This is a genomic window from Brasilonema bromeliae SPC951 (assembly GCF_012912135.1).
Taxonomy (GTDB): Bacteria; Cyanobacteriota; Cyanobacteriia; order Cyanobacteriales; family Nostocaceae; genus Brasilonema; species Brasilonema bromeliae.
The window spans coordinates 24,967-49,332 of the sequence record NZ_QMEB01000009.1 but is presented as its reverse complement, the minus strand read 5'-3'; the positions used below and the strand labels follow the sequence as shown (position 1 = coordinate 49,332).

Sequence of the window (24,366 nt, the reverse complement as noted above, 5' to 3'; positions counted from 1 at the left end):
CTCTCCCCCTATCCCCAGAGGGAACTGGTGAGTCCCCCTTACACCCTTACACCCCCAGTTGTTTGACTCCCGCTTTCGTCTACTCTCGTTGTCATTTTTGCCAAAATTTTTGAATGATATCTGGAATCAAGAGAATTACTTGTGTAGTTTTCCTTGTTCAGATAGTTCATACATTAGACAGATGATTATACCAAGAACGTGTCAATTGTTTTTGAAATTAAATAATAAAAAAAAGAAAAGTCCGAAAAATTAGCATTTCATTTTAAGTTTTTCATTTCAAAAATCATGCAATTGAGTAAATCTAATGAATGAGGCAACAATAGCGCAAACAATGGTAAGTTAAGATTATGGCTCAAAATAACTCCCGAAAAATACAAGCAAGAATTTATTTTGTGGCAAAGATTTTTTCGAGACAAGATAAATCAAACCATTGACGGAGCCTTTACACATCAATACTTCGGTACGTTTGTAGGTAAGTTCCAGAAAATCAAGAGATTTTTTTCACAGGAGGAATCCGGTGGTAAACAATATCAAAAAGTTTCTTTCCCCCAGTTTATTAGGAATCCCCATTATTGGCGGACTTGTGTTGGTTGGCTTGGTTGTTAATCGCCCTAAACCAGTAATGAGTAATCAGCTTGCATATATTGATCAATCTGCGGAATTGGCTGAAGATTCTCAGTTACCCACTTACACTTGGTTGCAGCAGAACCCCAATCCAGCTTCAGACATGACTAGGGACAAACAAACCCGACTGCGTAGAGTACTGGCAAAATCGGTGACCGTTCCAACTGATATAACGAAATCAAATGATTTGGAAGCAGTTCCTACAACCACAGTCGCAATTGCACAACCCCAAACACCCACCAAAACTGCCAGTGTTACGCCCATAGCAGCCAAGTTCCCTCAACAAGATGGCGTTTACCTCTACGGTCAGTCACCCAAGTCTGGTCAACTGGGGCAAGGGTATATCATATTTGAAAAGCACCAGAGCAAAGTGACAGGTGCGTTATATATGCCAAGCTCTGAGTTTAGTTGTTTTAATGGCACACTCCGTTCCTCTGGAGAGTTGGCAATGACAGTGAATGGTTACCCAGGTGACAAAAGCCCAACTCAAGTAGCAGCAAACAATACATTACCTCGGGTGATGGATGATGAATCCAGCACTTATGCTCACTCAGTAACATTGCAAGATTATTATCAGCTAAATAACATCAGTAGTAGCGATCGCCAGGTTTTACAAATGTGTCAGGCGAATGTTCAACAGTGAGGAGTCAGGAGGTAAGAATACAACTCCTAACTCCTTACTTAGCACTTCTTAATACTCAATTCCTGGTTGTGCCTTAATACCCTGATCTCGGAAGGGATGTTTGACTAAAGTCATTTCCGTTACTAAGTCAGCGCGTGAAATCAATGCTGTAGGTGCACCTCTGCCTGTGAGAATAACATGATTGTTAGGTGGCTTTTGATCTAGCCCAGCTAAAACTTCCTCAACTTGTAAGTAACCAAGTTTAAGAGCAATATTAATTTCATCCAACAGCACCAGTTTGAACTGTGGATTGCGGATATATTCTAATGATTTTTGCCAAGCGGCGATCGCTTTTTCGATGTCGCGATCGCGATCTTGAGTATCCCAAGTAAAGCCTTCGCCCAAAGCGTGAAATTCTAACAAATCATCTTGCCAAATACTAAAAACTCTTTTTTCAGAAGGTTCCCACGCTCCTTTAATAAATTGGATGATAGCAACCTTATACCCATGACCAAGCGCACGCAACACCATACCTAATGCTGCAGTGGTTTTCCCCTTGCCATTACCAGTATTAACAATAATTAACCCTTTTTCGTTAGACGCATTCTTCATTCGCACCTCCTGAACTTCTTTGCGTCGCTGCATCTTTTTACGGTACTGTTCTGACGTAAGGGAGGAATTTTCCCCAACGGCACTTACATCGGAGGTTGTCCAAGTTTCGTCGGTTTGCATAGCGCTGGCGTTCAGTTTAGTATCATTACTACAAGGCTTTATCAAAAATTCGTTTATTTAAATGTTAAATAAATGATAAAAAATATAAGAAATTGGTAAAAAATGCAGCATATTCCTCTAGAAACCTTACCAGATCTGCTCTAGAAGAATAAGATGAACCAGAACACTTCATTTGCAGCAACTGTGCCTCATACGCGCCTTGTATTCATCACTTACACCTCACCCCGCCCTCACGGGCACCCCTTTCCTTACTAAGGAGAGGGGCTGGAGGTGAGGTTTTTAAACGCAACTTGCTTGGTATCAATTATGGAAAATAGAGTTTCCGTTATCCAAGGGGATATTACCCAGCTACAGGTAGATGCTATTGTGAATGCTGCCAATAATTCCTTACTAGGAGGTAGTGGTGTTGATGGCGCGATACATAGTGTAGCCGGACCAGAACTTTTGTCAGAGTGTCGCAAGTTACAGGGGTGTGATACTGGTCAAGCAAAGATAACTAAAGGTTATCATCTTCCAGCAAAGTGGGTGATTCACACCGTTGGTCCGGTGTGGGAAGGTGGAAATTCTGGAGAAGATGAGTTGTTGGCACAATGTTATCGCAATAGTCTAGCATTAGCAGTACAAAACGGAATAAAAACTATTGCTTTTCCAGCCATTAGCACAGGCGCATATTGTTTTCCACTAGAACGTGCTACTAAAATTGCTGTCAATGAAGTTAACAAATTTTTACACAGCAATAACTCTCTCGAACAAATTATATTCGTGTGTTTTGGGCAAAATGCCTACAATTGCTACTTGCGGGTGGTGCAAGAAATAACTCAAAGCTAAGATTGTATGCTGTTTGTTGATTCAGATTTTGACCCTCTGGGAACGCCCGTCGCCTGCGGAGGAGCCAGTACTGATAGCGTAGCGTGTCCGCAGGACATAGGAGGGTTTCCCTCACGCTTGTTCTGGCGTTGGAGATCCTCCCGCAGCGCGCTTACTCACCATGAATAGGTACAATTATTAATTCTTTGTTCGGGGACTACCACAAATGTCAAAACAGCTGGGAAAAAAAATCGCACCTACACCGATACCAACTGATATCGGGGTCGTCGATTTGATTGATAATTACTTCACAGCATACAATTCAGCACGATTGCGGGAGATATGTCATCTCCTGAGTCGAGATGTGTTCAAAGAAGATGTAACGGTAGGAGTTAGCCTTTCTGGTGCGATGACACCAGCAGGATTCGGGGTTTCTGCGCTAGCACCGCTTATCCGCAACGGATTTATTGATTGGATCATTAGTACTGGTGCTAATCTTTATCATGATATGCACTATGGGCTAGGTTTTGAACTCTTTGCTGGTAATCCATTTTTAAATGATGTGAAGCTGCGCCAGGAAGGTACTATCCGCATTTATGACATTATCTTTGGCTACGATGTCCTGTTGGAAACAGACGCTTTCATCCGTAAAATTTTGCAAGCAGAACCATTCCAAAAACGGATGGGAACTGCTGAATTTCATAATTTACTAGGCAAGTATGTCCGAGAGGTAGAAAAGCAATTGGGGGTTAAGCATTCCTGTCTACTAGCGACAGCTTATGAGTGTGGAGTACCGATTTACACATCCTCCCCAGGTGATAGTTCTATTGGTATGAACGTTGCCGCATTGTCATTGGAAGGATCTCCGCTGATCTTAGATCCTTCTATTGATGTAAACGAGACAGCAGCCATTGCCTATAGTGCAAGAGAAACAGGAGGCAAAAGTGCAGCTGTGATTATTGGTGGTGGCAGTCCTAAAAACTTTTTGCTACAAACACAACCGCAGATTCACGAAGTCTTAGGGCTAGAAGAACGAGGACACGATTACTTTGTCCAATTTACCGATGCCCGTCCAGATACTGGTGGGTTATCCGGAGCCACACCCTCGGAAGCTGTCAGTTGGGGTAAAATTGATCCAAATGAATTACCTAGCACAATAGTTTGTTATACCGACAGCACAATTGCATTACCGTTAGTCACAGCTTACGCCCTCAACCAATGTCAGCCTTGTTCTCTCAAGCGGTTGTATGACAAACGAGAACAAATGCTAGACAAGCTGCGGACAGATTATTTAGCAGCGAAAACTCAATCAGTAGATGAAATACCTGTTGCTGTGGCTCAAAGCACATCTTCTCAAGAAGTCGCAACGTCTCCTATAGGCAGGCTTATTCCTAATACAGGAGGCACAGAGTCATAGGAGAAGATGGGAAGATGAGGGAGTGAGCAAGTCAGAGAGAGTAAAATTCCCCTTACTGAGATCTTGCACCTCACCGATAGTATGCCTTGAACTCAAGTTCAAGGCTAATAACCCAAGTCCGTTAAAACGGACTCAAAAACTTACCCAGTCCGTTTTAACGGACTTGAACTTTGAGCCAAGAAATTTATTTCTTGGCGGACGAAAGTTATCGTGCAAGATCTGAGCTTATCCTCCTTGTCCCCCTGTCCCTTACTTCTCTCAACTCAGCTCGCTCCATAATAAAACTCTCAACCTAATTAAACGTAAAATGTCATTACGAGCGAAACGAAGTGTAGACGCGAAGCGGCTTCCCGAAGGGTAGCGAAGTAATCGCCAAGACTCTATTTTACGTTTTTCAATGTTGACGTACTTAAAACTCTCAACCTACCAAGACCAATGCAGATTACTCAGTGTCTTCACACAGCCATTCTTGTCACGGATCTAGAACGAGCCGAACATTTCTATACAAAGGTGCTAGGATTGCCCAAAGTAGAGCGCTCTCTGAAATATGCTGGCGCTTGGTATCAAGTTGGGAATCATCAAATTCACCTGATAGCTGCCCAGGGAGTCCCCACTGAAGATCAAAACGAAAAATGGGGGCGCAATCCCCACGTTGCATTCTCAGTTGCTGACTTAGACGCAGCCAAACAACAACTCCAAAATAACAACTGCTTCATTCAACCCAGCGCCTCCGGACGCCCAGCCCTTTTCACCAAAGATCCTGATGGGAATATTGTTGAACTCAGTCAGCAGTGAGGTGGAAAAGTGGAGAAGTACGAGGGGGGCTATTTTATCTATTTACCCCCTTTTTAAGGCGATCGCCGCAGGCGTTGTGATCTTTATCCGAAGCGTATTGAAGGGCGATCGCCTTTAAAGCAACTTCCGCATCGCCTATTTTGTTCTCAAGTATTGGGCAATATCTAGCGACAAGCCTCAGCACTTCTACGCGGCATAGTAAAAACCAGTAGGTGATTGAGCAGAGGTTATATTACAGCGCTTTTCAAGTAAATAAACTACAGATTAGGGGCAAAGGCTAGCCCATACGTGTCAACTTAAAGCTCAAGCCTTTATTCCACGTTCTAAAATCTCGTTTCCAGGTTCTACCTGGAAATGCGCTTAGGGCGGCTCTGCCGCAAGTAAGGGAGGCAGAGCCTCCCAATGGGTCATTCCCAGTCTCTGACTGGGAACGAGGTAGTAGCTGTAACCTGAAGAAAAATAAAGAATACTTAAGTTGCTATTTATACTTTAAATATTAAACCGCTTACAATAGAAAAGTAAAAAAATAAACAATTTCACGGATGTCATCTTTATCATCCGAAGTTATGGACAATCTCTCAGAAATCCAACTAGGGGGACAAGGCGCTAGTGTAAGTAAGTTCACCCCCGTCCAATTTGGCAAAGACTTTTTTGACAACCTCGCCCAATGTCGTGACGATGGGGAGAAAATCCAGCTATTTTTGGAAACAGCCCAAAGACAAAATGTACCGCTAAGGGCGATCGAAGAGTTGTTGAACTACCAAGATGAATTCATCTTGGCTATGGGGCTTCAAAGTTTTGGTTATATTACTAACCCGCAAATCAAAGCCCAACTTGCAACTCTCGACTATATCCAGGGACTTGACGAACCTCTTGAGGAAATCTCTCTGCTAGCTGATCCAGAAGACTACAAGCGCCATAGTGTCAGGATACTTGAAAAGTTGTGTCAGGAAGCTAAATCGGGTAGCGATTTGATTCGTTTATCAGCGGCTTGGGCAATTCAGCAAATAGGTTACTCTGCGATGATTACAGGAAGATTTCTTCCGAAGTCAGCCGAGGATATTCAAAGTCAAATTATTAGTGAAAGTCTAAATCGTCTTAATAATAGGTCAATCTCTAAAGAATACATTGATTTTTGGGTTTATACACCTAAAAGACATCTGTTACGACTGTTGCAGACAATTCCTTCATCTTATCTGGATGTTGTTGAGAGAATTCTAGCTAGACTCGGTGTTGTAGGTGTTGAGTTTATCGCTCGTTCAGCTTCCACATTACAGCAGTTTGTTGTAGAAGTTGCTTTGGATTTAGCCAACTTACTTCTCAGAGATAGACAATATCGAAAATATCAGGATGCTGGCACACAAAGAACATTATCAGATATTTTGATTCCTTTTTTAGATAATAGTGATATTGACTTACGGCGACTTGCTGCTGAACCAATTAATGAAGTAGGCTCATCGTGGTCTTGCTTGAATGATACTATCAAGGCTAAAGCAGCGATTATCTTAAGAGACTGGAATAAATTAGAAGAATTAGGTGAACTCTCAGTTCCATTTTTGATAGAGGCTATTAAAGGTTCACTTCTACTTGATACACAAAATAACTTACGAGAACAAGTAGAAGCAGTTCGGTGTATTAGCAGAATTTATTTTTATAACGTTGAGCAACAAGTCACAATTCTTTCAGAATTTCTCCAAGATTATCAAGAAGAGATAAGAGATGTAACTGTATCACTTCTGAAACCGCATCAAAAATTACTTGACATGAAATCAAATCATATCCTGACAGGACTATATTTTGGATTTCAATTGGAAGATTTTGATGTAAAAACTATGACGATTAGAGAAATTGATAGAAAGATTGCGGACGAAAGGCTGTATCAGGAAGATTTTGATAAGATATTTCAAGGAGAAGTCATCAAGCCAGAAATATTCAATTTGCAAGGCTACTATCTACCTTACTTCTTTGAAGCTAACAAAGATAACAACATGTTAGCTGTCTGTGATGTTCTCCATAGATTAAAAGAAAAATTCTTACTAGAAATTACTATTCAAGTCTGTCAAAGTTCCGAGGATAGGGAAACGTGGGTTAATGCTCTTAGTCAAATGGTAGCTCAACTGCAACTGCTCACAAGTAAGAGCAAGGATGCTTTTCTAGATACAGCCTTAAAAACTTACAAACAATATCAAGAATTATATGTAAATAGAAATTTATTCAAATACAATATCAAAGCACTGGCAGAAACCCGCAGCAATATTCGTACTGTTTTAATGACATTAGTACAGAGTGCAACCAAATCTAATAGTTCTGGAGAACAAGATTATATTGAAATTGTCAGTCGGGATAAAGACGAGCAAAAGTTTTTAGAAACCTTGAGCGCAACTGAAAATATAGATATTTCTACTGCTGTTGAACGCAAAGGTTGGGAAGGTGATTTTGGAGAGAAGTACATCAGACAACCTATTAAGCCCAAGCTAAGCAATGAGTTGGGTGATGGTTCGACAAATCTTTACTCAAACTCTTTTAATTCCGCAAATTTTAGTCATCCAACTTTACCTTCATCTGGAGGCGCAATTATCCGGACTGGCGCTTCAGCAATAACTCAATCTTCAAATAATTCACGGAGGTTACCTCTTGCACAAATAAAAGACTTAAAACCATTACACCGTCTTGCAACACTGGAAGAAATTAGTGGATTCTTCCGCCTTGTCATTCCTGGGAATACTCCAGTTCCGGGTATGGCGACAACTCGCTTGCGTAACAGCACTGCTGAGGAAATCTTCAACAACTATAAACACCTGATGACAAAAGACGAATATATAGTTGGTTTAGATGATGAAAATAATCCTGTAACATCTAGCTGGAGTGAAATTCCCCATCGCCTAGTAGCTGGGGTGTCTGGCGCTGGAAAAAGCAATTTTCTGAAATGGATTATCTTTCAATTTTTATACGTTAACCCAAAACGTAGGATTTACATTGCTGATTTCGGTGGAGTTGACTTTCAATGGTTAAATCATATGGGAGTTAATGTTGAGATTGAGACAACTCCAGAGAATTGTCCAAATTTAGTAGAGAAAATTCATCAGCAAGAGTACGAAAGACGCTTGCAGTTAATGCAGGAGTATGGAGTCGAAAACCTTAAAGAATTGCAAGAGGAAGGAGTTGAAATTGACCGTACACTCTGGATTATTGACGAAGCCGCTGACATTGCAGATGTTTCCAGTAAACTGCGAGACACTATTGAAAAGCGACTGAAAGAGTATGCTCGTAAAGGTCGTAAATTTGGAATTCATATTATTTACTGTACCCAAAGACCAACTACCGAAGTTATAACTAAACAAGTGACAGATCAATGTGAAGAAAAAGTCGTTTTTCGGGTGAGTCCAGATGCTAGCTATCGCATATTAGAAGATGCAATTGCAGGCGATATACCCAAAGATGCTAAAGGTAGAGCTTACTTGAGTGGTTATAGTGGTGCAAAGTTTGTGAATACTCCTCTCATAAAAATGCCTATTGGCTCAAAAGTCAAAATATCTGAGACTCTTTGGGCTAATCTTCACACCAAAAAATAAAATTTTTTGAAAAAAAAACTGGAGATAATTACATGACCCTTTCATCCGATATTGAAGAATTCCGCACAATGATTAGTAGAATTGTAGACCAGCTTGAGGAAATTAATTCATCATCTAAAACGCTTCCTGAAACAACTGCAACTGAGTTAAGTAGAAAATTTTCAGGGCTTATGGATAATTTAGGAGAAATAGACAGGGAACTACGCTCTGCTACAGATGCACTTGAAGATGTCCGCTCACGTTGGGGCTAAAAATATGACTCTCACTGATGATATCGAGCAATTCCAAACGCATACTGCTAAGTCAAGCGAAACATTAGAAGGTATCAATGAGTTAGCAAATAAGCTTTTTGAATGTTCCACAGATGAATTAGCCTCACTGTTAGCTGAAATAGAAAGCCTATGCGAGCAAGCCAAAACTGAAATTAAATATACTGCTGATTGTCTCGTTGAAATTAATGACAGTTGGGGTTTTGAACCTCTCCAGCACTATTCAGAGAAAAAACAGAATACTAATCAGACGACTGATTCAACAGTTAAAGGTGGAAATTCATCCACACAATCAACAACGGTATCGGAGAATGAGACTAAACAAGTAGAAGCTGGTGATTTTGCACCTCGGATTGAGCAAGCTAAAGAACTTTTAGATAAGGCTGTAGATGTATGTGGAGAACTTTTCAATGAAGCTGTTAAGACTGGGAAAAATTTGCAAGCAAGTCTGATGATAGCAACATCGCTTACAAGTGGATTTCTTACAAAAACAGTTAAGTTGGTCGATGATGTTGTCGATGGAATTTCATCATCAATAGAAATAAGTAATCGTGTCGTATCTCAGCCGGGTATGCCCTTATCAGAAAATTCCTCGTTTGCAGTCATCAAAGAAATATCAGATAAAACTGAGGAGTATTTTGGAGTAGATGGTGAGCTAGCTGCTGCATACGAGATACAAAAAGACCAAGAAGAAAAGGAAAGAAAAAGAAAGCGTGCTGCACAATCAAGAGATGAGTCTCGTGGAGCAAGTAGTAAATGATTTTGCCGTATTTTGTGTTGAGTAAATAACTATATCTGGCGACAAGCCGCTAGCCCCTAAGGGGGCGCTGCGCAAATGTATCTACGTTTTTGTCAGTTCACAATTCCCCTACAAAACGTAAAGCATTCTACACTAAAGGTTCTATAGCAGTCCTAAATTATTCATAAGATTTTCTCTTCTCTTTCTTGGCGTTCTTGGCGTCTATGTCCTTCGGACACGCTTCGCTAAGGCGGTTCGATAATTCTCACAACTCATATAGGATTGCTATACTATCCCTCCTGAACGGTTACGATTTTCATTAGATAGGATCTTGCACCATAGTTTTTGTCCGCCAAGAAATAAATTTCTTGGCTCAAAGCTCAAGTCCGTTAAAACGGACTCAAACACTTACCCAGTCCGTTTTAACGGACTTTGCCTATAAGCCTTGAACTTGAGTTCAAGGCGTACTCAGATCAAGGTGCAAGATCTAAGTTAGGGAAAGTAGCACATCGCCTCATGAAAATCTTCGCCTACATCTACACTGACCCTATACTAGAACCAACTCCTGATCCCACAACCTGGGGATGGGAGTTAGATTTTATTTACCAAGACTTAGGAAAACGCTCTCAACTACAACAATTATTCAACGACTGCAAAACAGAACCGCCTGATTGTCTCCTTATCCGCCGCTTAGAAGAATTGGGAGATTCTCTAGAAGAAGTCAGTTCGCGCCTTGCGGAACTTGAAGCAATGAAAATAACACTCATTGCTGTTGAGCAAGACTATAATTCTTCTCAACAAAATCCTAACCCCCGCGCCCAATTGCTGAAATTACTCTACGAAATTCAGCGTCAACAACGTAGTCGCCGCATTCGCCAAGGACACGCCCGCAACCGTCTGGATGCTGCACCACCACCCGGTAGAGTACCCTACGGTTACCGCAGAGGTAAAGCAAAATACATCATTGACCGTACCACTTCACCAGTTGTCAAAGATTTTTTTGAACATTTCTTACTTTATGGTTCTCTGCGGGGAGCAGTACGTTATCTCGCGAAAAAATACAGCAAGAAAATTTCTGTCACCACCGGACGCCGTTGGTTGACAAATCCAGTTTATCGAGGTGATACAGCTTATCAAAATGGAGAAATTATCTCCAATACTCATGCTCCTATTATTACCAAAGAAGAAGCCGCCCAGGTTGATAGACTGTTACGCCGCAACAGTCGTTTACCTCGTCGCACAGCTAGCGCACCGCGTTCTCTGGCTGGGTTGGTTGTCTGTCAAGAGTGTCAGTCTCATATGACAGTCACTCGTGTGACTATGCGGAACCAAAAGAAAGAATATCTTTATTTACGTCCTATTAGCTGTCCCAAAAATCCCAAGTGTCGCGCCCTTCCCTACCAAGAAATTTTAGAACAGACAATTCAAGCAGTTTGTCGTGATTTACCCCTTGCTGTGGCGGGGATGAATTTTCCTCAGTTAGATGCAGTCAAAAATAGTTTAACTGAAGGCATTTCTCGTCAGCAAGAAATACTCAATCAGCTACCCTCTTTGTTAGAAACTGGAGTTTTGGATGCGGAAACTGCTCAGTTAAGGGCGTATAAACTCCGCACAGAAATATCTACACTTCAAGCAAAACTAGCAACTTTACCACCTGTTAATTTGCGTTCTGTCGCCCAAGCTGTTTCAATTCCACAATTTTGGTTAGACTTGTCTGAAGCAGAGCGACGGTTTTACTTCCGAGAGTTTATTCGGCAAATTGAGATTTTTCGTCAAGACCAAGAGTGGAAATTGCAAATAATTTTTATTTTTTAATTGAACGGAAATGCTATTTCTCAGGCGGTTGATCCTTAGTATATGTAACAGGTCTTGGTCCGGAATTACGTACGTTGATAACTTTATTGAGAATATCAAACCAAAAAGGCGCACCCATAGCAATAGCTAAACCACTTACAATCCAACCAAAAAGAATTTTCAAAACTAGCCAAATTCTGAGTGCAAAAATTTGAGCACTATTCCCCCGACTCGTCTTTAATGGCTCAAATTGTTGACTGATGTTTTGCCATCCAATAGGTACAGAAGCATTTTCTATAAGTTCCTGAAATTGACTTCTGGCATTTTGGTCATTAATAAAATCCTTTTGTTGAATTGCGCTTTGAGTAATGGCAGAGCGTACAGCCGAATCTTGCGACAGTCTTTTCAAGAGGAAAAATGTATCAGTGTTGGTTAATATAGCAACTGATATGCCAATTAAAATAGCCACTCCTTTGGCATTACGCTTATAAACACCGCTTGCCCGATCCATAGAACGGTCAAACCATGTTTCAACCTCTCTTTGAAACTGATTCATCTCCTCTTTAATGTCACCAATTTTTATCCTACTCCGCTGAGCTAGAAGACTAAGACTCGTGATGAGATTATTAGGTACGTACTCAGGTAAACCCTGAACAAGCTTTTTAAATTCGTTATTTTCACTAATGTCTCCGTAAATATTTTGAATGGTTTGATAGCTATCACTACCCTTGTCGTTAATAGCTGTTTTCAGTTCTTTGTAAGAGGATAATATCATGTGCAAGTTTGTTTTCGTATCAGAGGGATTTTTAACATAATTAATTAACTCTGGAATTCTTAAAGCTTCTAATAATGTAATTGCAAATGTTTCAGAAGGAATGTAGGAAGGAGCGCTTTGTTTTCCTTTTAATGTTTTTGGATCAACCCTAAGTTGATTCAATTCCTGCAATTCCTTTTCAACTATTTCTTGACCTTGTTGATTCAGTGTGTTAATTAAGGGATCTTGATAAAGTTTATGTACTAAAACTGTGGCATCGTCAATATCTGACTGTTGAGTTTCGCTACCACCTGCTACAAGCAATTGAATTGATTTTTTTAAATGTTTTGCTCTCCATTGTAAAAAGGTGGAAATTAATTCCTGAATTTCCGAAGTCAGTAAGCTCAAAATCAAGTAAATAAAAATTAAGCCAAGAGCAATATCTACAACAACAGGTAGATTCATAAATCTTCTCCCGAAAAAACGAGTTGGGTATTTTGATTAGTAATAGTTGTAGCACTTTTCTCCAAATAAAAAGTATGAAATAAAATGAAAAAAAGAGGAAAAATTTGTAAGAAATGTTATGTGTTTACGAGAAAATATAAGTTAATTTAAAGAAGAAGGGATTGTTTCAGAACACTTGTGGTAACAAGTGGCAACATTCAAGACTCCAAAGCGTCTGGAGTTTAATCGAACCAGCAAGCACAATAAATATCCACCGAACATGCAAGAAGGAAGCTTTATTTGGGGTCGTCTGGAGAAGCAGTATCGCACGGTAGACAAATGGATTGATTGGGTATGGGTGATAGTGCTGCTTTTGGCAGCAGTTTTACTTTACACCATAAATTTGGGAGAATTGCCGCTGCGAGATTGGGATGAAGGTACTGTCGCACAAGTTGCACGCGAAATATGGCGTGCCCCAGCTGGTTCAATGCATTGGCTTTACCCAACGCTTGGAGGTGAGCCATATCATAATAAGCCACCGCTGATGCACTTGCTAATTGCTTGGGCTTACTCCTTAGGAGGAGTTAATGAGTGGACATCACGCCTACCGGGAGCACTGCTGACAGCGATGTCAGTGCCTTTACTGTATTACATTGGACGAGAAATATTTCACCAACGTTGGGCAGCTATTTATAGCGCCTTGACTTACCTGACAATGCTACCAGTGGTACGTCATGGGCGGTTAGCAATGTTGGATGGGGCAGTGGTGAGTTTTTTCATGGTTATGATACTGTGTTCGCTGCGATCGCGCCGCAACTTACGCTACTGCCTTGGTGTTGGAATCGGTTTTGGGTTAATTTGTCTAACTAAAGGTATATTAGGTTTTTTGTTGGGGGCGATCGCGTTTGTTTTTCTCTTTTGGGACACACCGCGACTACTCACCAGTCGATACATGTGGACAGGAATTCTACTTGGCATTCTACCTGTCACTTTTTGGTATGGTGCCCAGTTCGTATACTATGGCGACAAATTTACCAAAACCGGCATGATGGATCAATCCCTGAGCCGTGTGTGGAAATCTGTTGAGGGCCATTCTCAACCGCTATGGTATTATTTACTCGAAATCTTCAAGTACGGATGGCCCTGGCTCATTTTTTTACCTTCTAGTTTGCGCTCCACTTGGGAAAATCGCAACTTGAGCTGGGCGAAACTTGTACTAGTGTGGTGTGGTGTTTATCTCATCGCTATTTCCTTGATGGAAACTAAACTTCCTTGGTACGTGTTTCCAATCTACCCAGGCATAGCCTTAGCTTGTGGTGCTAAGCTTGCGGAAATTGAAAATATGCCAATACTATCATCTTATCCTCGGTATTTGGTTTTATCTTTAGTATTAATATCTATAGTGGGAACTGGAGTCAGTATTTACTATGGTTTAGGGGGTACAGCACAATCAGACTTGCAGCTGGTTTTTGGAGCAGTCGCGATCACAATGGCAATGGCTGCTATTTTGGCAGAGCGAGGTGACAGTCAATTCCTCAAGATTCTATTTTGGGGCAGTTATGTTTCACTACTGCTGTTAATGAAATCCAATGACTGGGTTTGGGAACTGGGGGAAGCTTATCCAGTCAAACCAGTAGCACAAATGATCCAGCAGGTCAACCCACCAGTAACGAAGATTTACACATCTTTTCGTGATCATCGTCCATCACTGGATTTTTATAGCGATCGCACTATTGTTCCCGCTTCCTCTAATGAACTAAAGAATTATTGGAAATCTGACAAACAACCTTACTTTCTGCTTGATGAAACTGCACTCCAAGATCTCAAACTGGAGTCGATAAAGGTGAAAAAAGCTTCCGGTTGGTCACTAGTTACAAAAAATACTAAATAATATTGGAAAAGACAAGATAATATAAAGCTTCTGGTTTGAATCACATACACAGCAACATGTAGAGACCTTGCATGTGAATCAGTGTTGGAGGTTTCCTCGGTTGTAGGGATCTACGTAAGCGTAAAGCGCACGCCAGAGTATAAGTCCCAAAGGGACACGCTGCTTTCCGGGGAGACCACGCAGCTGTGCTACAACGGAACGGCAGGTGCTATAAAGGTAAAAGAAGGTCTGTTGAAGCTTCAAGAGGCAGACTTAGGGGGAACCCCCAAGCACTGCCTCTGGAATCTCCAAGGGCATGCTGCCTTCCCTTGTGCAGTACTGGTTTACCACTCGCTGCTGAAACATTCACGCATTCACCATGAGACATTCAAAAATTTTTTTTGAATTGGGAATTTTGTAAAGTTCCTACCCAAACGCGAGTGCGTGTTCTGTGAACATAGGGCATACTTTGAATTAAGCGAAGGCCAATTTCTAACGTTGCTTCTCTGTTTTTGGCAACCTTGGAGAATTCTGGTCTGAGGCTTGCTGTGTCATACCAATGACACTCAACAGAATAGCACCTCCTATAACCAGAGCAACTACAGGGCGCTTGAGGATGGTAAAATCCCTGAGAATCCTAGCTAAAGGTCGGCTTTGGCGACGGAGCACCGACGATATCATTATCTGTTTGTAGGCAAACGGGTCGCGGACATAATGACCGCTTTGACAGACTACTAGCCTTTCCTGGCAATACGGACAGGTATACAATCCCATACACGTCTTTACTAGCTTGGGCTTAGTATTTTTTTGGCAAATTGGGCAAGTCACATAATGATTATCAAAGGTGTGTGTATTCATCTACCTCGTCCGTCTAGTCCACTTACTTGCTCTTTTAAATACCATGTCGAGAATCTATGCTCAAAATGCGTGTAGATTACTTGGTCTGCTCTGACATTAGCCAGAAAGCACGCATACAATATCCATAATTTAGACAAGCAAAAGCTTGTGCTACCAGCATGGCAAAATGGTTGCAACACGAGTATAGCTAGATTTTTCTGAGAATGGCCAAAAAAGGATAAAGGATCAATGACTCCATAATTCACTTTATAGTTCATACCACCCTGTAGGAAGTCACCCTCAAGGTGTATATGCACTTTTGCTTTAGTTCATAATTTATCGTAGTCTGTGGCAAGCCCTATGGCTGACGCCACGCCTTACGGCTATTGGGTATCTCTATCGTCTTGCGGGCACGTTGCTTTGTAAGTCCCAAAAGGACAGGTTCTTGCAATGCCCGATTCGTACGTTTTGTGCTTACGCCAACGCCAAGCGTCTCTCAAAGAGATACACACTCGCCAAGGCACCAGAAAACGCCACTTGCACCGACTGCCAGGAAACCCTAGTCGAACAGTGGCTCCCCTCCATAGAGCGCTGTCTCATCGTCATAGGGCGTCTACACTCTTTAACCTTCAATTTACTCCTCACTACTCTAGATGAGCGCTGCAAATAACCATTCACCTTCAATTCTTTCCCATTTAAGCATTGTCCTTACACAAATTGCCAGCAACAGGAATTAATTTACTAAAGCTTTGTAAAACTAACATATGCAATGGACTTGTCTTGTTGCTAAATGATCACTCACAATGAAATGTAAGACAGAAAAATTTAAATTTTTTATTAGATTTACTTCTCCACTCAATGACTCTTCTGCCTTCAACTGAACTAAGGAAGGTGGTAGAACAACCTGCTTTTACCACTTTTTCTGCCCGTCTGACTCATCTGCTTAACCGTTTTCAACCATCCCCAGAAACCCTTGTGCTGCTTTTAGCAGTCCTTATAGGCGGTGGTGGTGGAATGGGTGTGGTGACCTTTCACTATTTAATCGAGCTGATTCATCGCTTGACACTGGAAAATTTTATGGGTGTCATTGGTGCTTGGGGCGCTTGGACTTTAGCGTGTGTTCCCATCCTTGGTGGACTCATTATCGGATTGATGCGCTGGCGCACCCAAGACTTTGGTCCTGGACTGTCAACTCTGATCGCCGCATCCCAAGGAGGAGAGATCAAGGGACAATTACGACCAGTAACAAAGATGCTGGCAGCATCAGTGTCTTTAGGAAGTGGTGCTTCTCTAGGACCAGAGGGACCAAGTGTAGAAATTGGCGCAAGTTTTGGTATGCTGCTGTCTGTTGTTTTACAAGTATCTCAAGAACGACAGCGGTTGCTTTTGGCTGCTGGTGCTGCTGCTGGTTTAGCTGCAGGATTTAATGCGCCCATCGCCGGAGTTTTCTTTGCTTTAGAGGTGGTGTTAGGCGCAACATCATTTGCCACTTCTGCCGTGAGTGTCGTGCTGCTTGCAGCGGTCGTTGCGGCATTAGTTGCTCAAATTGGTTTGGGTGCACAGCCTGCCTTTGCCCTACCCGTTTACCAAGTCCGCAGTCTTCTGGAATTACCGCTTTATCTCGGCTTAGGTTTAGGAGCCAGTTTAGTTTCTCTAGCTTATACCCAACTCATTGCTTTGGCAAAAGCCTGCTTTCATGGGAAAATACCTTATTTGCGATGGCTAGGTAACATACGCGAACCCATTCATCCAATTATTGGTGGAACCATTGTTGGCATTGTTGCTTTACAGTTTCCTCAAATTTTGGGCATCGGTTACGGCACTATAGAAGCTATGCTTCAGGATGTGAAGTTTTCTTTACAGTTGTTGCTGGTGCTGCTGGTGGTGAAGCTGTTGATGACGGCTGTTAGTGCTGGTAGTGGTTTTGTTGGCGGTGTATTTGCACCAGCGATGTTTTTAGGTGCTTCTTTTGGATCAGCTTATGCAAAAATTTTAGCAAGCCTAGTACCTCCAGTCACACAGTATATGGCAGCTCCCCCAGCTTACGCAATGGTGGGGATGGCAGCAGTTCTCGCTGCAAGTGTTAGAGCTCCATTAACAGCAATTTTGTTGCTTTTTGAATTAACGCGAGACTATCGCATTGTTTTACCGTTAATGGCAGCAGTGGGTTTGAGTGTTTGGCTTGTAGAACGAATCAAACCAACTTCTAATTCTAATTCCAACCTACAACAAATTGGTCTTCCTGAGTTGAAAGACGAGCAAGCAGAAATTTTGCACCAAATCTTGGTACAAGATGCCATGTATTCTTCTCCCAAAAAGCTGCTACTAACGATGAATGTGATAGAAGCAGCTTTGGAAATGAGTGGTGATCTCTGCCAGAGTGCTTTAGTTATTAATGAAGCAGGGCAATTAGTCGGTATCGTCTCTTTAGAAGATATCAACCGAACTCTTCGCCTTTGGGAAAAATATCCAATTTCCTCAAGTGAAATCCAGGCTAACACAGCCAATCAAACACTCATGGATATCTGTACCACTGATATTCTTTATGCATTACAAGATGAACCTCTAGCCGAAGCTTTAGACCGCATGGCTCTTAAAGGTTTGCATCACTTACCAGTGGTTGATCGAGATAACCAAGAGCGTATTTTAGGTTTACTAGAAAGAGAGCAAATTGGATTAACCTGCAACGTCGCTGTAACGCGCAGAGCACTTCGCCACTACTTACCAATGACTCGCAAAACAGGTGTGAGCATAAGTCAATAAGCCAACAGTCAAAAGTGAGTCCAGTCCTGTAGGCGGGTCTCCCGCCGCAGGGAACTGGGGTTCGCCGTAAGGGTCATTAGTCAACAGCTTTGCAGTCTAATGACTTTTGACTAACGACTAATAACTATTTACACAGCAACTTCTGCTAGCTCAGCCTCTTCTCTCTCGTCTGAGTCTACTTGTCTCAAACGAATGTGCTTTTTGCCTAAAGTAATGATAAACTCATCTCCTGGTTTGAGATTCATTTGTTTGGTATAGGCAGAACCTATCAACAAGTTACCGTTCGACTGCACGCTAATTCTATAGCTTGCACTGCGTCCACCTCGACCATTTGCACTGGGAGCGCTGTCTAACTGAATGCCCTCAGCATCAATAAGAGCATTTAAGAATTTCATCATGTTGACGCGCTCTATACCGTTTTTGGTTACGGTGTAGTAGCCACAGTGTTTAGCTTTTTCTTCTTTGCTTAGGTTTTCTAGCTCTTTGACTTTCTTGAGCAGATCTTCACCAACTAGGGGTTCAATTTTTTTCTGTTTAGCCATCAACTTAATTCAAAAACGAATGGTCAAATACAGTGAATCGATTTTATTTTAGCTGAGGTTATGCTAATGCGAGCGCTATTCTTTATTTTTTCTGGTGGTGCTATCGCCAAGTATATTACACTCAGAGAGCAAAATTTTGACTGAATGACCAACATTACCAATACAATATATTCTAAAGAAGATAGGCAATGGTGATAACTATAGTTTGTATGTTTGTCAATGACCAAATAAAGGATAAAGTAAGAGGAAACAAGTCCTCGATTGAACCGTAGAGAAAATATTCCAGTGGAGTATCCTTATTTCAACCAGTTATCACTTATCAGTTATCAGCAATTGCGGCCCACTTTTGAGAGAGAGCTAAAGTCTCCCACTTATTTAAGTGGTATGTTTCAGTCGCGGTCTAAATCCCCGTCACCAAATCCTGATAACTGTTCACTGTTCACTGTTCACTGTTCACTGTTTTAAGCCCCCTAATGGATCGTACAGGATAATTCATACTTTACAGTTCTAGCTTGGTGGTGACGACTACCCTGTATTTGTTTAAGTTTTATAAAGCATAGCTAAAAAAGTTGTCTACTTACAAAATTTGATCACTGGCACACAGAATGATAAGCAAAACTGATTCTTAGTCATTAGCACTTGTCATTAGTCATTACAAAAGACAAAGGACAAAGCTTATCAAAATGAAACTAACAACTAGAGGACACTACAGTGTGAAAGCGTTGCTCGATTTGAGTTTACAGCCTGGGTATGGTCCTGTTTCCACTAAGGCAATAGCCTCTCGTCAACATATCCCAGCGCCTTATTTAGAAAAACTGCTTATAGAAATGCGTCGTGCTGGATTAGTAAAATCAATGCGTGGTAGCATCGGTGGATACCAGCTAGCTCGAGAACCTGCAAAAATCTCTTTAGGAGAAGTTTTAGAAGCAGTTGGAGAAACTATTGAACCTTTACCCCATCACCAAGCTTCTCGAACACAAGCAGAAGATTGGGTCACATTTACTCTTTGGCAAAGACTGCACCAAAAACTCAAAGAAGCTTTGTACAGTATTACCTTGGCAGATCTTTATTACGACGCTCGTAGTTGGCAAGCTTCTCTTGGGGAAGAAGCAAATTTTATTGTTTAGTCATTAGTCATTAGTCATTAGACTCTTGACTCTTGACCGTTAACTCTTGACTTTTGACTTTTGACTAATGACATCAGCTGTTGTTTTAATTATTGCTGCTACTTTAGATTACTTCATTGGCGATCCGTGGGGTTGGCCTCATCCAGTACGAGTCATGGGGTGGACAATTTCTCGCTTGACCAAATTTAGTATCACATATTGTCATAATTCCCTGACACAGCGCCTTGCGGGAATTGCGTTAGGCATTATCCTAATAATTGGTAGCGGGTTTATAGGCTACCTACTTATTCAAAGTGCTAGGTTACTGCATCCGTTTTTGGGAGTCGCGTTAGAAAGTATTCTCTTAGCTAGCTGTTTTGCTTTTAAAAGTTTGAGAGTAGCAGCCGAAACAGTTTTACAACCATTAACAGCAGGACATATTCTAGATGCCCGTTCTGCTTTAAGTCATTACGTAGGACGAGATACACAAAACTTAACAGAACTAGAAATTTTACGAGCCGTTCTAGAAACAGTAACAGAAAATGCGACTGATGGAGTTATGGCTCCTCTTTTTTATGCCATTATTGGTGCATTTATCCCAGTTATCGGTCCAACTCCCCTGGCTTTGGCATATAAAGCCAGCAGCACTCTTGATTCAATGGTGGGTTATCGAGAAAAACCTTATACATATTTAGGATGGTTCAGTGCGCGGTTAGAAGATTGTTTGACTTGGATTCCTTGTCGGTTAACTGTGATAACTCTGGCACTTCTGTCGGGGAAACCCTTATATGTTTGGCGAATTTGCCGTCGGGATGCTGTTTGTGATCCTAGTCCTAACTCTGGCTGGAGTGAGTGCGCCTATGCTGCTATTTTAGGCGTGCAGGTGGGAGGTACAAATTGGTATCGTGGGGTTGCAAAACATAAACCTCTGCTGGGAGACCCCATCCATCCCATCACCCCAACTTGCATTTATCAAGCTTTGCAACTCACTCGATATTGTTTTTTACTGTGGCTGGGGGTTGCAATAGTTCTACTGCTGAGTAAGTGAGGGAGTGAGGGCTATTTTTTTTTGAATTTTGAACAAGCAAACTTTGAATTTGAGCGAAGCGAGCGTCATGATGGAAATAGGGAATTGGGAATGGCTAGTTGTGAGTAGTTAGTGGTTAGTAAAAAATTTGACTAACCACCAAAGCTGCCAGTCACAATCACCCATTTGTTATAGTCGTCTCACTCATTGTTCAGGGGTATTGGTCTATGACTGCGTCTGTCGAAACCAAAGTGGTTGAGATTCTCTCACCTGAAGAACTCCGTCGTACCGTGAATCGTCTCGCCTCTCAAATCGTAGAAAAAACGCGTGATTTGTCTCAACTCGTACTGCTAGGTATTTATACCCGAGGTGTACCTCTAGCCCAGTTACTGACGCGTCAAATTGAGGCACTTGAAGGTATACCGATAGCGACGGGAGCCTTGGATATTACATTTTATCGTGATGACCTGGACCAAATTGGGTTGCGGACTCCTGCAAAAACTGATATCCCTTTTGATTTAACAGGGAAAACAGTTGTCCTCGTCGATGATGTCATTTATAAAGGACGGACAATTCGTGCTGCTTTAAATGCGGTAAACGAGTATGGCAGACCAGAGATCATTCGTTTAGCTGTGCTGGTAGATAGAGGTCATCGGGAGTTACCAATTCATCCAGATTTTGTTGGTAAGCAACTACCCACTGCTAAAGAAGAGATTGTCAAAGTTTACTTAGACAATTGGGATAGACGTGATGCAGTGGAGTTGATTGGAGACTAGGAGATAATTATTTCTTCCTCATCTTCCCTATCACTCCTTCAGCGCATAATTGGACTGGCGTGATGATGCACAAGATACCACTTACCGCCTAGAAGCTCAAACATATTCGTAGCAATTGATTGTGCTTCTAGTCTTCTCTGACCGTTAATGATTTGAAGAACATTTTCTACAAGTACAACATAGGCGATGTGATCACGCACTTCTGTCGTCACTATCTCCGTATTTATCTCGATGTAAGCAGTGTTTTTAAAAATGTTAACCCAGGAGGAGCGAATCTCCTTCCAACCGCGCAGTACATTCCATCCGGGATGAACACAAAAACTGCCAGTTCCTTGAGACCAGACAGTACTCATTGCCTCGATATCTTTTTTTTCAAAAGCTCGATAAAAAGCTGCGTTGACGGCTAAAACTTCAGAAGATTGGTTGCTCATTATTCTTCGTGGAGATTGGGAATAGCAAATGTTGTTTATTAATTGTTAGTAGTTAGTCACTACTAACAATTAACGATTTCCCTTATTTTAATTCCCACTTTTGACAGCACTAATAGTCTGTAATAACTGCTTGGCGGTATACGGTTTTGATAAAAAGGCTTTAACACCCATGTTATTGACTGTATTCACCTTTTCACTAGAAGCAAGTCCACTAACAGCAATAATCTTGACTGCAGGATTTATTTTTTTTAAGGTCCGGATTGTGGTTATTCCATCCATAGAAGGCATAACCATATCTGTTAAGACCACAGAGATTTCATTTTGATGTTCTGCATAAAGGGCGATCGCCTCAATGCCATCACTAGCAGTTATTGCTTTGTAATTATAGCTTTCTAGCGATGTTTTCGTAACATCCCGAATTGAATCTTCATCATCCACAACCAAAATGAGTTCTCCATTACCGTTTGGTAATTCCAGCTCTTGTTCTTCTGGAGTTTCCATTGCTTCTTGTGCTGGTAAAAACACCTTAAATTGAGTGCCTTTTCCTACCTCACTATACACATGAACAAAACCACCGTGGCTTTTAACAATCCCAAGTACAGTAGAAAGACCAAGTCCTGTTCCTTTGCCTAGGTCTTTCGTTGTAAAAAATGGTTCAAAAATGCGGTCTATAATTTCCTGTGGGATACCAACTCCAGTATCAGTAACAGTAATGACAACATACGAACCGACTTGAGCATCAATATACATCTTGGCGTAATTTTTATCAACAATGAAATTTTCCGCCGAAATTGTCAATTGACCGCCATTAGGCATTGCGTCACGAGCATTAACGCACAAATTTATCAGGACTTGATGCAATTGAGTTGCATCACCTGAAACTGTCCAAAGGGTTTGCTCTTGTGAAGTGGAAACTTCAATAGATTTGGGAAACGTTTCTTTAACAATTTGCTGAATTTCTGTAATTAAGTGCTTTAATTGCAAGAGAGTGCGATCGCCCTCAATCCCGCGAGTAAATGATAGCACTTGCTTAACCAAATTTGCTCCTCGTTTAGCATTAGATATCAATATTGGCAGCAGTCGTTTACTCCGCTGATCATTCAGTTGCGATTCTAAAAGTTGAGCGGTCATTAAAATGGGTGCAAGAACGTTATTGAGATCGTGAGCAATACCGCTCGCTAAAGTTCCAATACTTTCTAAACGCTGAGCACGAAAAAATTGTGCTTCTAATTCTTTTTTTTGTGTAATATTAGTATTAACAACAAGAATTGATTGTCCTTGTTTATCATACTCGTGCACGAGTGTCCAGCGACTTTCAACGATAATTTCTTTATCAAATTTTGTTATTTGATGTAGTTCGCCCTCCCAGGAACCATTTTTCAATAAACTATCAAGAGCTTCTTGAAATTGTACTATATCTTTTTCATACCAAAGTTCTGATGTATTCTTGCCAATTGCTTCAGTTGCCTTCCAACCATATAGTTGTTCGGCTGCTTTATTCCAAAATAAAATTCTCTTGTTTAAATCGCGTACAAAAATGGCATCGGTCGCAACATCAAGGAGTGCGGCGTGTTCGCGAATCTTTTGTTCTGCTCGCTTGCGCTCAACTGCGTAGCGAATAGAACGTTCAAGCAAAGGAGCAGTCAATTGACTTTTTTCTAAATAATCTGCTGCACCTGCTTTCATCGCTTCAATGTCTATTTCCCTATCTCCTTTTCCTGTGAGTAAAATGATTGGGGAAGAGCAGCCTTGATGAATGGCTTCACGCAACAAATCTAGTCCGTTACTGGCACCCAAACGATAATCTACAAGACAGACATCGTATTGATTCTTAACAATGGCATCCATTGCTGCTTGATAATTATTTTTCCATTCCAATTCTCCACAAGCGACTTGAAATTCACTGAACCAATCACGAGTTAAAACGTAGTCATCCTCATCGTCATCAACAAGAAGAACTTTGAATGGACTTTCTTTCATTTCTGCCTCCTTTTGCTTATAGTGGCAGTTCCACGATGTTAAACCAGTACTTTCCTAGTGTTTTCATAACTTCTACCAAAGACGCGAAGGTGACAGGTTTGATGATAAATGAGTTGGCACCCAAATTGTAACTGCTATAAACATCTTCTTCTGCCTTGGAAGTCGTCAGAATAACAACGGGAATTTGCCTTAAATGTGGATCAGCTTTAATCTCTCTAAGCGCCTCACGACCATCTTTTTTGGGCATATTTAAATCTAACAAAATTAGATGTGGTCGCGGTGCACTGCTTTTGTGGGTATACATACCACGATGATAAAGATAATCCATTAATTCTTCACCATCGTTAACGATGTGTAACTCGTTTGCCACTCGACTTTCTGCCAACGCCTCGCGAGCTAACATACAATCATCCTCATCATCATCAGCCATCAAAATGGTGACGGTTATTTGCCGACCCTTCACTC

The 24,366-nt window shown here is 41.4% G+C and carries 21 protein-coding genes; 13 read left to right on the top strand and 8 right to left on the bottom strand.

What is annotated here, in order from left to right; translation table 11 throughout:
• Positions 1-517 precede the first annotated feature (517 nt).
• Positions 518-1,267 carry a hypothetical protein gene (locus tag DP116_RS02380; protein ID WP_169153644.1) on the top strand — a complete coding sequence of 250 codons (750 nt, stop codon included), beginning with the start codon at positions 518-520 and terminating at the stop codon, positions 1,265-1,267.
• A 48-nt stretch (positions 1,268-1,315) separates the two neighbouring features.
• Here the strand turns inward: DP116_RS02380 and cobO are convergent, their stop codons facing one another.
• Positions 1,316-1,978, bottom strand: a complete 663-nt coding sequence (cobO, locus tag DP116_RS02375; protein ID WP_169153643.1) for a cob(I)yrinic acid a,c-diamide adenosyltransferase — start codon at positions 1,976-1,978, stop codon at positions 1,316-1,318.
• Between the two features lie 306 nt (positions 1,979-2,284).
• On the opposite strand from cobO, the gene DP116_RS02370 reads away from it, so the two are divergent.
• From DP116_RS02370 to DP116_RS02360, 3 genes are all read left to right on the top strand, one after another.
• Positions 2,285-2,806, top strand: coding sequence for an O-acetyl-ADP-ribose deacetylase (locus DP116_RS02370; protein WP_169153642.1), 522 nt, complete (start codon positions 2,285-2,287; stop codon positions 2,804-2,806).
• 205 nt (positions 2,807-3,011) lie between these two features.
• Positions 3,012-4,202 (top strand): homospermidine biosynthesis protein, encoded by a 1,191-nt coding sequence (locus DP116_RS02365; RefSeq protein ID WP_169153641.1) that lies wholly within the window; start codon positions 3,012-3,014, stop codon positions 4,200-4,202.
• 435 nt (positions 4,203-4,637) lie between these two features.
• Entirely contained in the window at positions 4,638-4,997 is a 360-nt protein-coding gene (locus DP116_RS02360) for a VOC family protein (RefSeq protein ID WP_169153640.1), read from the top strand.
• 34 nt (positions 4,998-5,031) lie between these two features.
• Here the strand turns inward: DP116_RS02360 and DP116_RS02355 are convergent, their stop codons facing one another.
• The gene (locus DP116_RS02355) at positions 5,032-5,181 is read right to left on the bottom strand and encodes a hypothetical protein (protein ID WP_169153639.1); all 150 of its coding nucleotides are present in this window, start codon (positions 5,179-5,181) and stop codon (positions 5,032-5,034) included.
• 358 nt (positions 5,182-5,539) lie between these two features.
• Here DP116_RS02355 and DP116_RS02350 point away from each other — a divergent pair, with 358 nt between their 5' ends.
• The 4 genes from DP116_RS02350 to DP116_RS02335 all read left to right on the top strand — a co-directional run bounded on the left by DP116_RS02350 (position 5,540) and on the right by DP116_RS02335 (position 11,392).
• Positions 5,540-8,569 (top strand): FtsK/SpoIIIE domain-containing protein, encoded by a 3,030-nt coding sequence (locus DP116_RS02350; protein ID WP_169153638.1) that lies wholly within the window; start codon positions 5,540-5,542, stop codon positions 8,567-8,569.
• A gap of 32 nt (positions 8,570-8,601) precedes the next feature.
• Entirely contained in the window at positions 8,602-8,820 is a 219-nt protein-coding gene (locus DP116_RS02345) for a hypothetical protein (protein WP_169153637.1), read from the top strand.
• A gap of 4 nt (positions 8,821-8,824) precedes the next feature.
• A complete protein-coding gene (locus DP116_RS02340) occupies positions 8,825-9,598 on the top strand; it encodes a hypothetical protein (RefSeq protein WP_169153636.1) in 774 nt (257 codons plus the stop codon).
• A 495-nt stretch (positions 9,599-10,093) separates the two neighbouring features.
• Positions 10,094-11,392: a recombinase family protein gene (locus DP116_RS02335; protein WP_169153635.1), complete on the top strand. Its 1,299-nt coding sequence runs from the start codon at positions 10,094-10,096 to the stop codon at positions 11,390-11,392.
• Between the two features lie 13 nt (positions 11,393-11,405).
• Here the strand turns inward: DP116_RS02335 and DP116_RS02330 are convergent, their stop codons facing one another.
• Positions 11,406-12,590, bottom strand: coding sequence for a hypothetical protein (locus tag DP116_RS02330; protein WP_169153634.1), 1,185 nt, complete (start codon positions 12,588-12,590; stop codon positions 11,406-11,408).
• Between the two features lie 259 nt (positions 12,591-12,849).
• Between DP116_RS02330 and DP116_RS02325 the strand changes: the two genes are divergently transcribed.
• A complete protein-coding gene (locus tag DP116_RS02325) occupies positions 12,850-14,460 on the top strand; it encodes an ArnT family glycosyltransferase (RefSeq protein ID WP_169153647.1) in 1,611 nt (536 codons plus the stop codon).
• A 471-nt stretch (positions 14,461-14,931) separates the two neighbouring features.
• Here the strand turns inward: DP116_RS02325 and DP116_RS02320 are convergent, their stop codons facing one another.
• Entirely contained in the window at positions 14,932-15,297 is a 366-nt protein-coding gene (locus DP116_RS02320; protein ID WP_169153633.1) for a hypothetical protein, read from the bottom strand.
• 837 nt (positions 15,298-16,134) lie between these two features.
• Here DP116_RS02320 and DP116_RS02315 point away from each other — a divergent pair.
• On the top strand, positions 16,135-18,039 hold the full coding sequence (locus DP116_RS02315) for a chloride channel protein (protein ID WP_169153632.1): 1,905 nt from the start codon (positions 16,135-16,137) through the stop codon (positions 18,037-18,039).
• 128 nt (positions 18,040-18,167) lie between these two features.
• Here DP116_RS02315 and DP116_RS02310 read toward each other — a convergent pair whose 3' ends face one another.
• Entirely contained in the window at positions 18,168-18,581 is a 414-nt protein-coding gene (locus DP116_RS02310; protein ID WP_048867778.1) for an AbrB family transcriptional regulator, read from the bottom strand.
• Between the two features lie 683 nt (positions 18,582-19,264).
• Here DP116_RS02310 and DP116_RS02305 point away from each other — a divergent pair.
• The 3 genes from DP116_RS02305 (at position 19,265) to pyrR (ending at position 21,490) form a co-directional block, all read left to right on the top strand.
• A complete protein-coding gene (locus tag DP116_RS02305) occupies positions 19,265-19,708 on the top strand; it encodes an Rrf2 family transcriptional regulator (RefSeq protein WP_169153631.1) in 444 nt (147 codons plus the stop codon).
• A 67-nt stretch (positions 19,709-19,775) separates the two neighbouring features.
• On the top strand, positions 19,776-20,735 hold the full coding sequence (gene cbiB, locus DP116_RS02300; RefSeq protein WP_169153630.1) for an adenosylcobinamide-phosphate synthase CbiB: 960 nt from the start codon (positions 19,776-19,778) through the stop codon (positions 20,733-20,735).
• Positions 20,736-20,941: 206 nt separating this feature from the next.
• The gene (gene pyrR, locus DP116_RS02295; RefSeq protein WP_169153629.1) at positions 20,942-21,490 is read left to right on the top strand and encodes a bifunctional pyr operon transcriptional regulator/uracil phosphoribosyltransferase PyrR; all 549 of its coding nucleotides are present in this window, start codon (positions 20,942-20,944) and stop codon (positions 21,488-21,490) included.
• Positions 21,491-21,528: 38 nt separating this feature from the next.
• Here the strand turns inward: pyrR and DP116_RS02290 are convergent, their stop codons facing one another.
• The 3 genes from DP116_RS02290 to DP116_RS02280 form a co-directional block, all read right to left on the bottom strand.
• On the bottom strand, positions 21,529-21,921 hold the full coding sequence (locus DP116_RS02290) for a nuclear transport factor 2 family protein (protein WP_169153628.1): 393 nt from the start codon (positions 21,919-21,921) through the stop codon (positions 21,529-21,531).
• Between the two features lie 87 nt (positions 21,922-22,008).
• The gene (locus DP116_RS02285) at positions 22,009-23,901 is read right to left on the bottom strand and encodes a hybrid sensor histidine kinase/response regulator (RefSeq protein WP_169153627.1); all 1,893 of its coding nucleotides are present in this window, start codon (positions 23,899-23,901) and stop codon (positions 22,009-22,011) included.
• A gap of 16 nt (positions 23,902-23,917) precedes the next feature.
• Positions 23,918-24,364, bottom strand: a complete 447-nt coding sequence (locus DP116_RS02280; RefSeq protein WP_339381567.1) for a response regulator — start codon at positions 24,362-24,364, stop codon at positions 23,918-23,920.
• Positions 24,365-24,366: the final 2 nt, after the last annotated feature.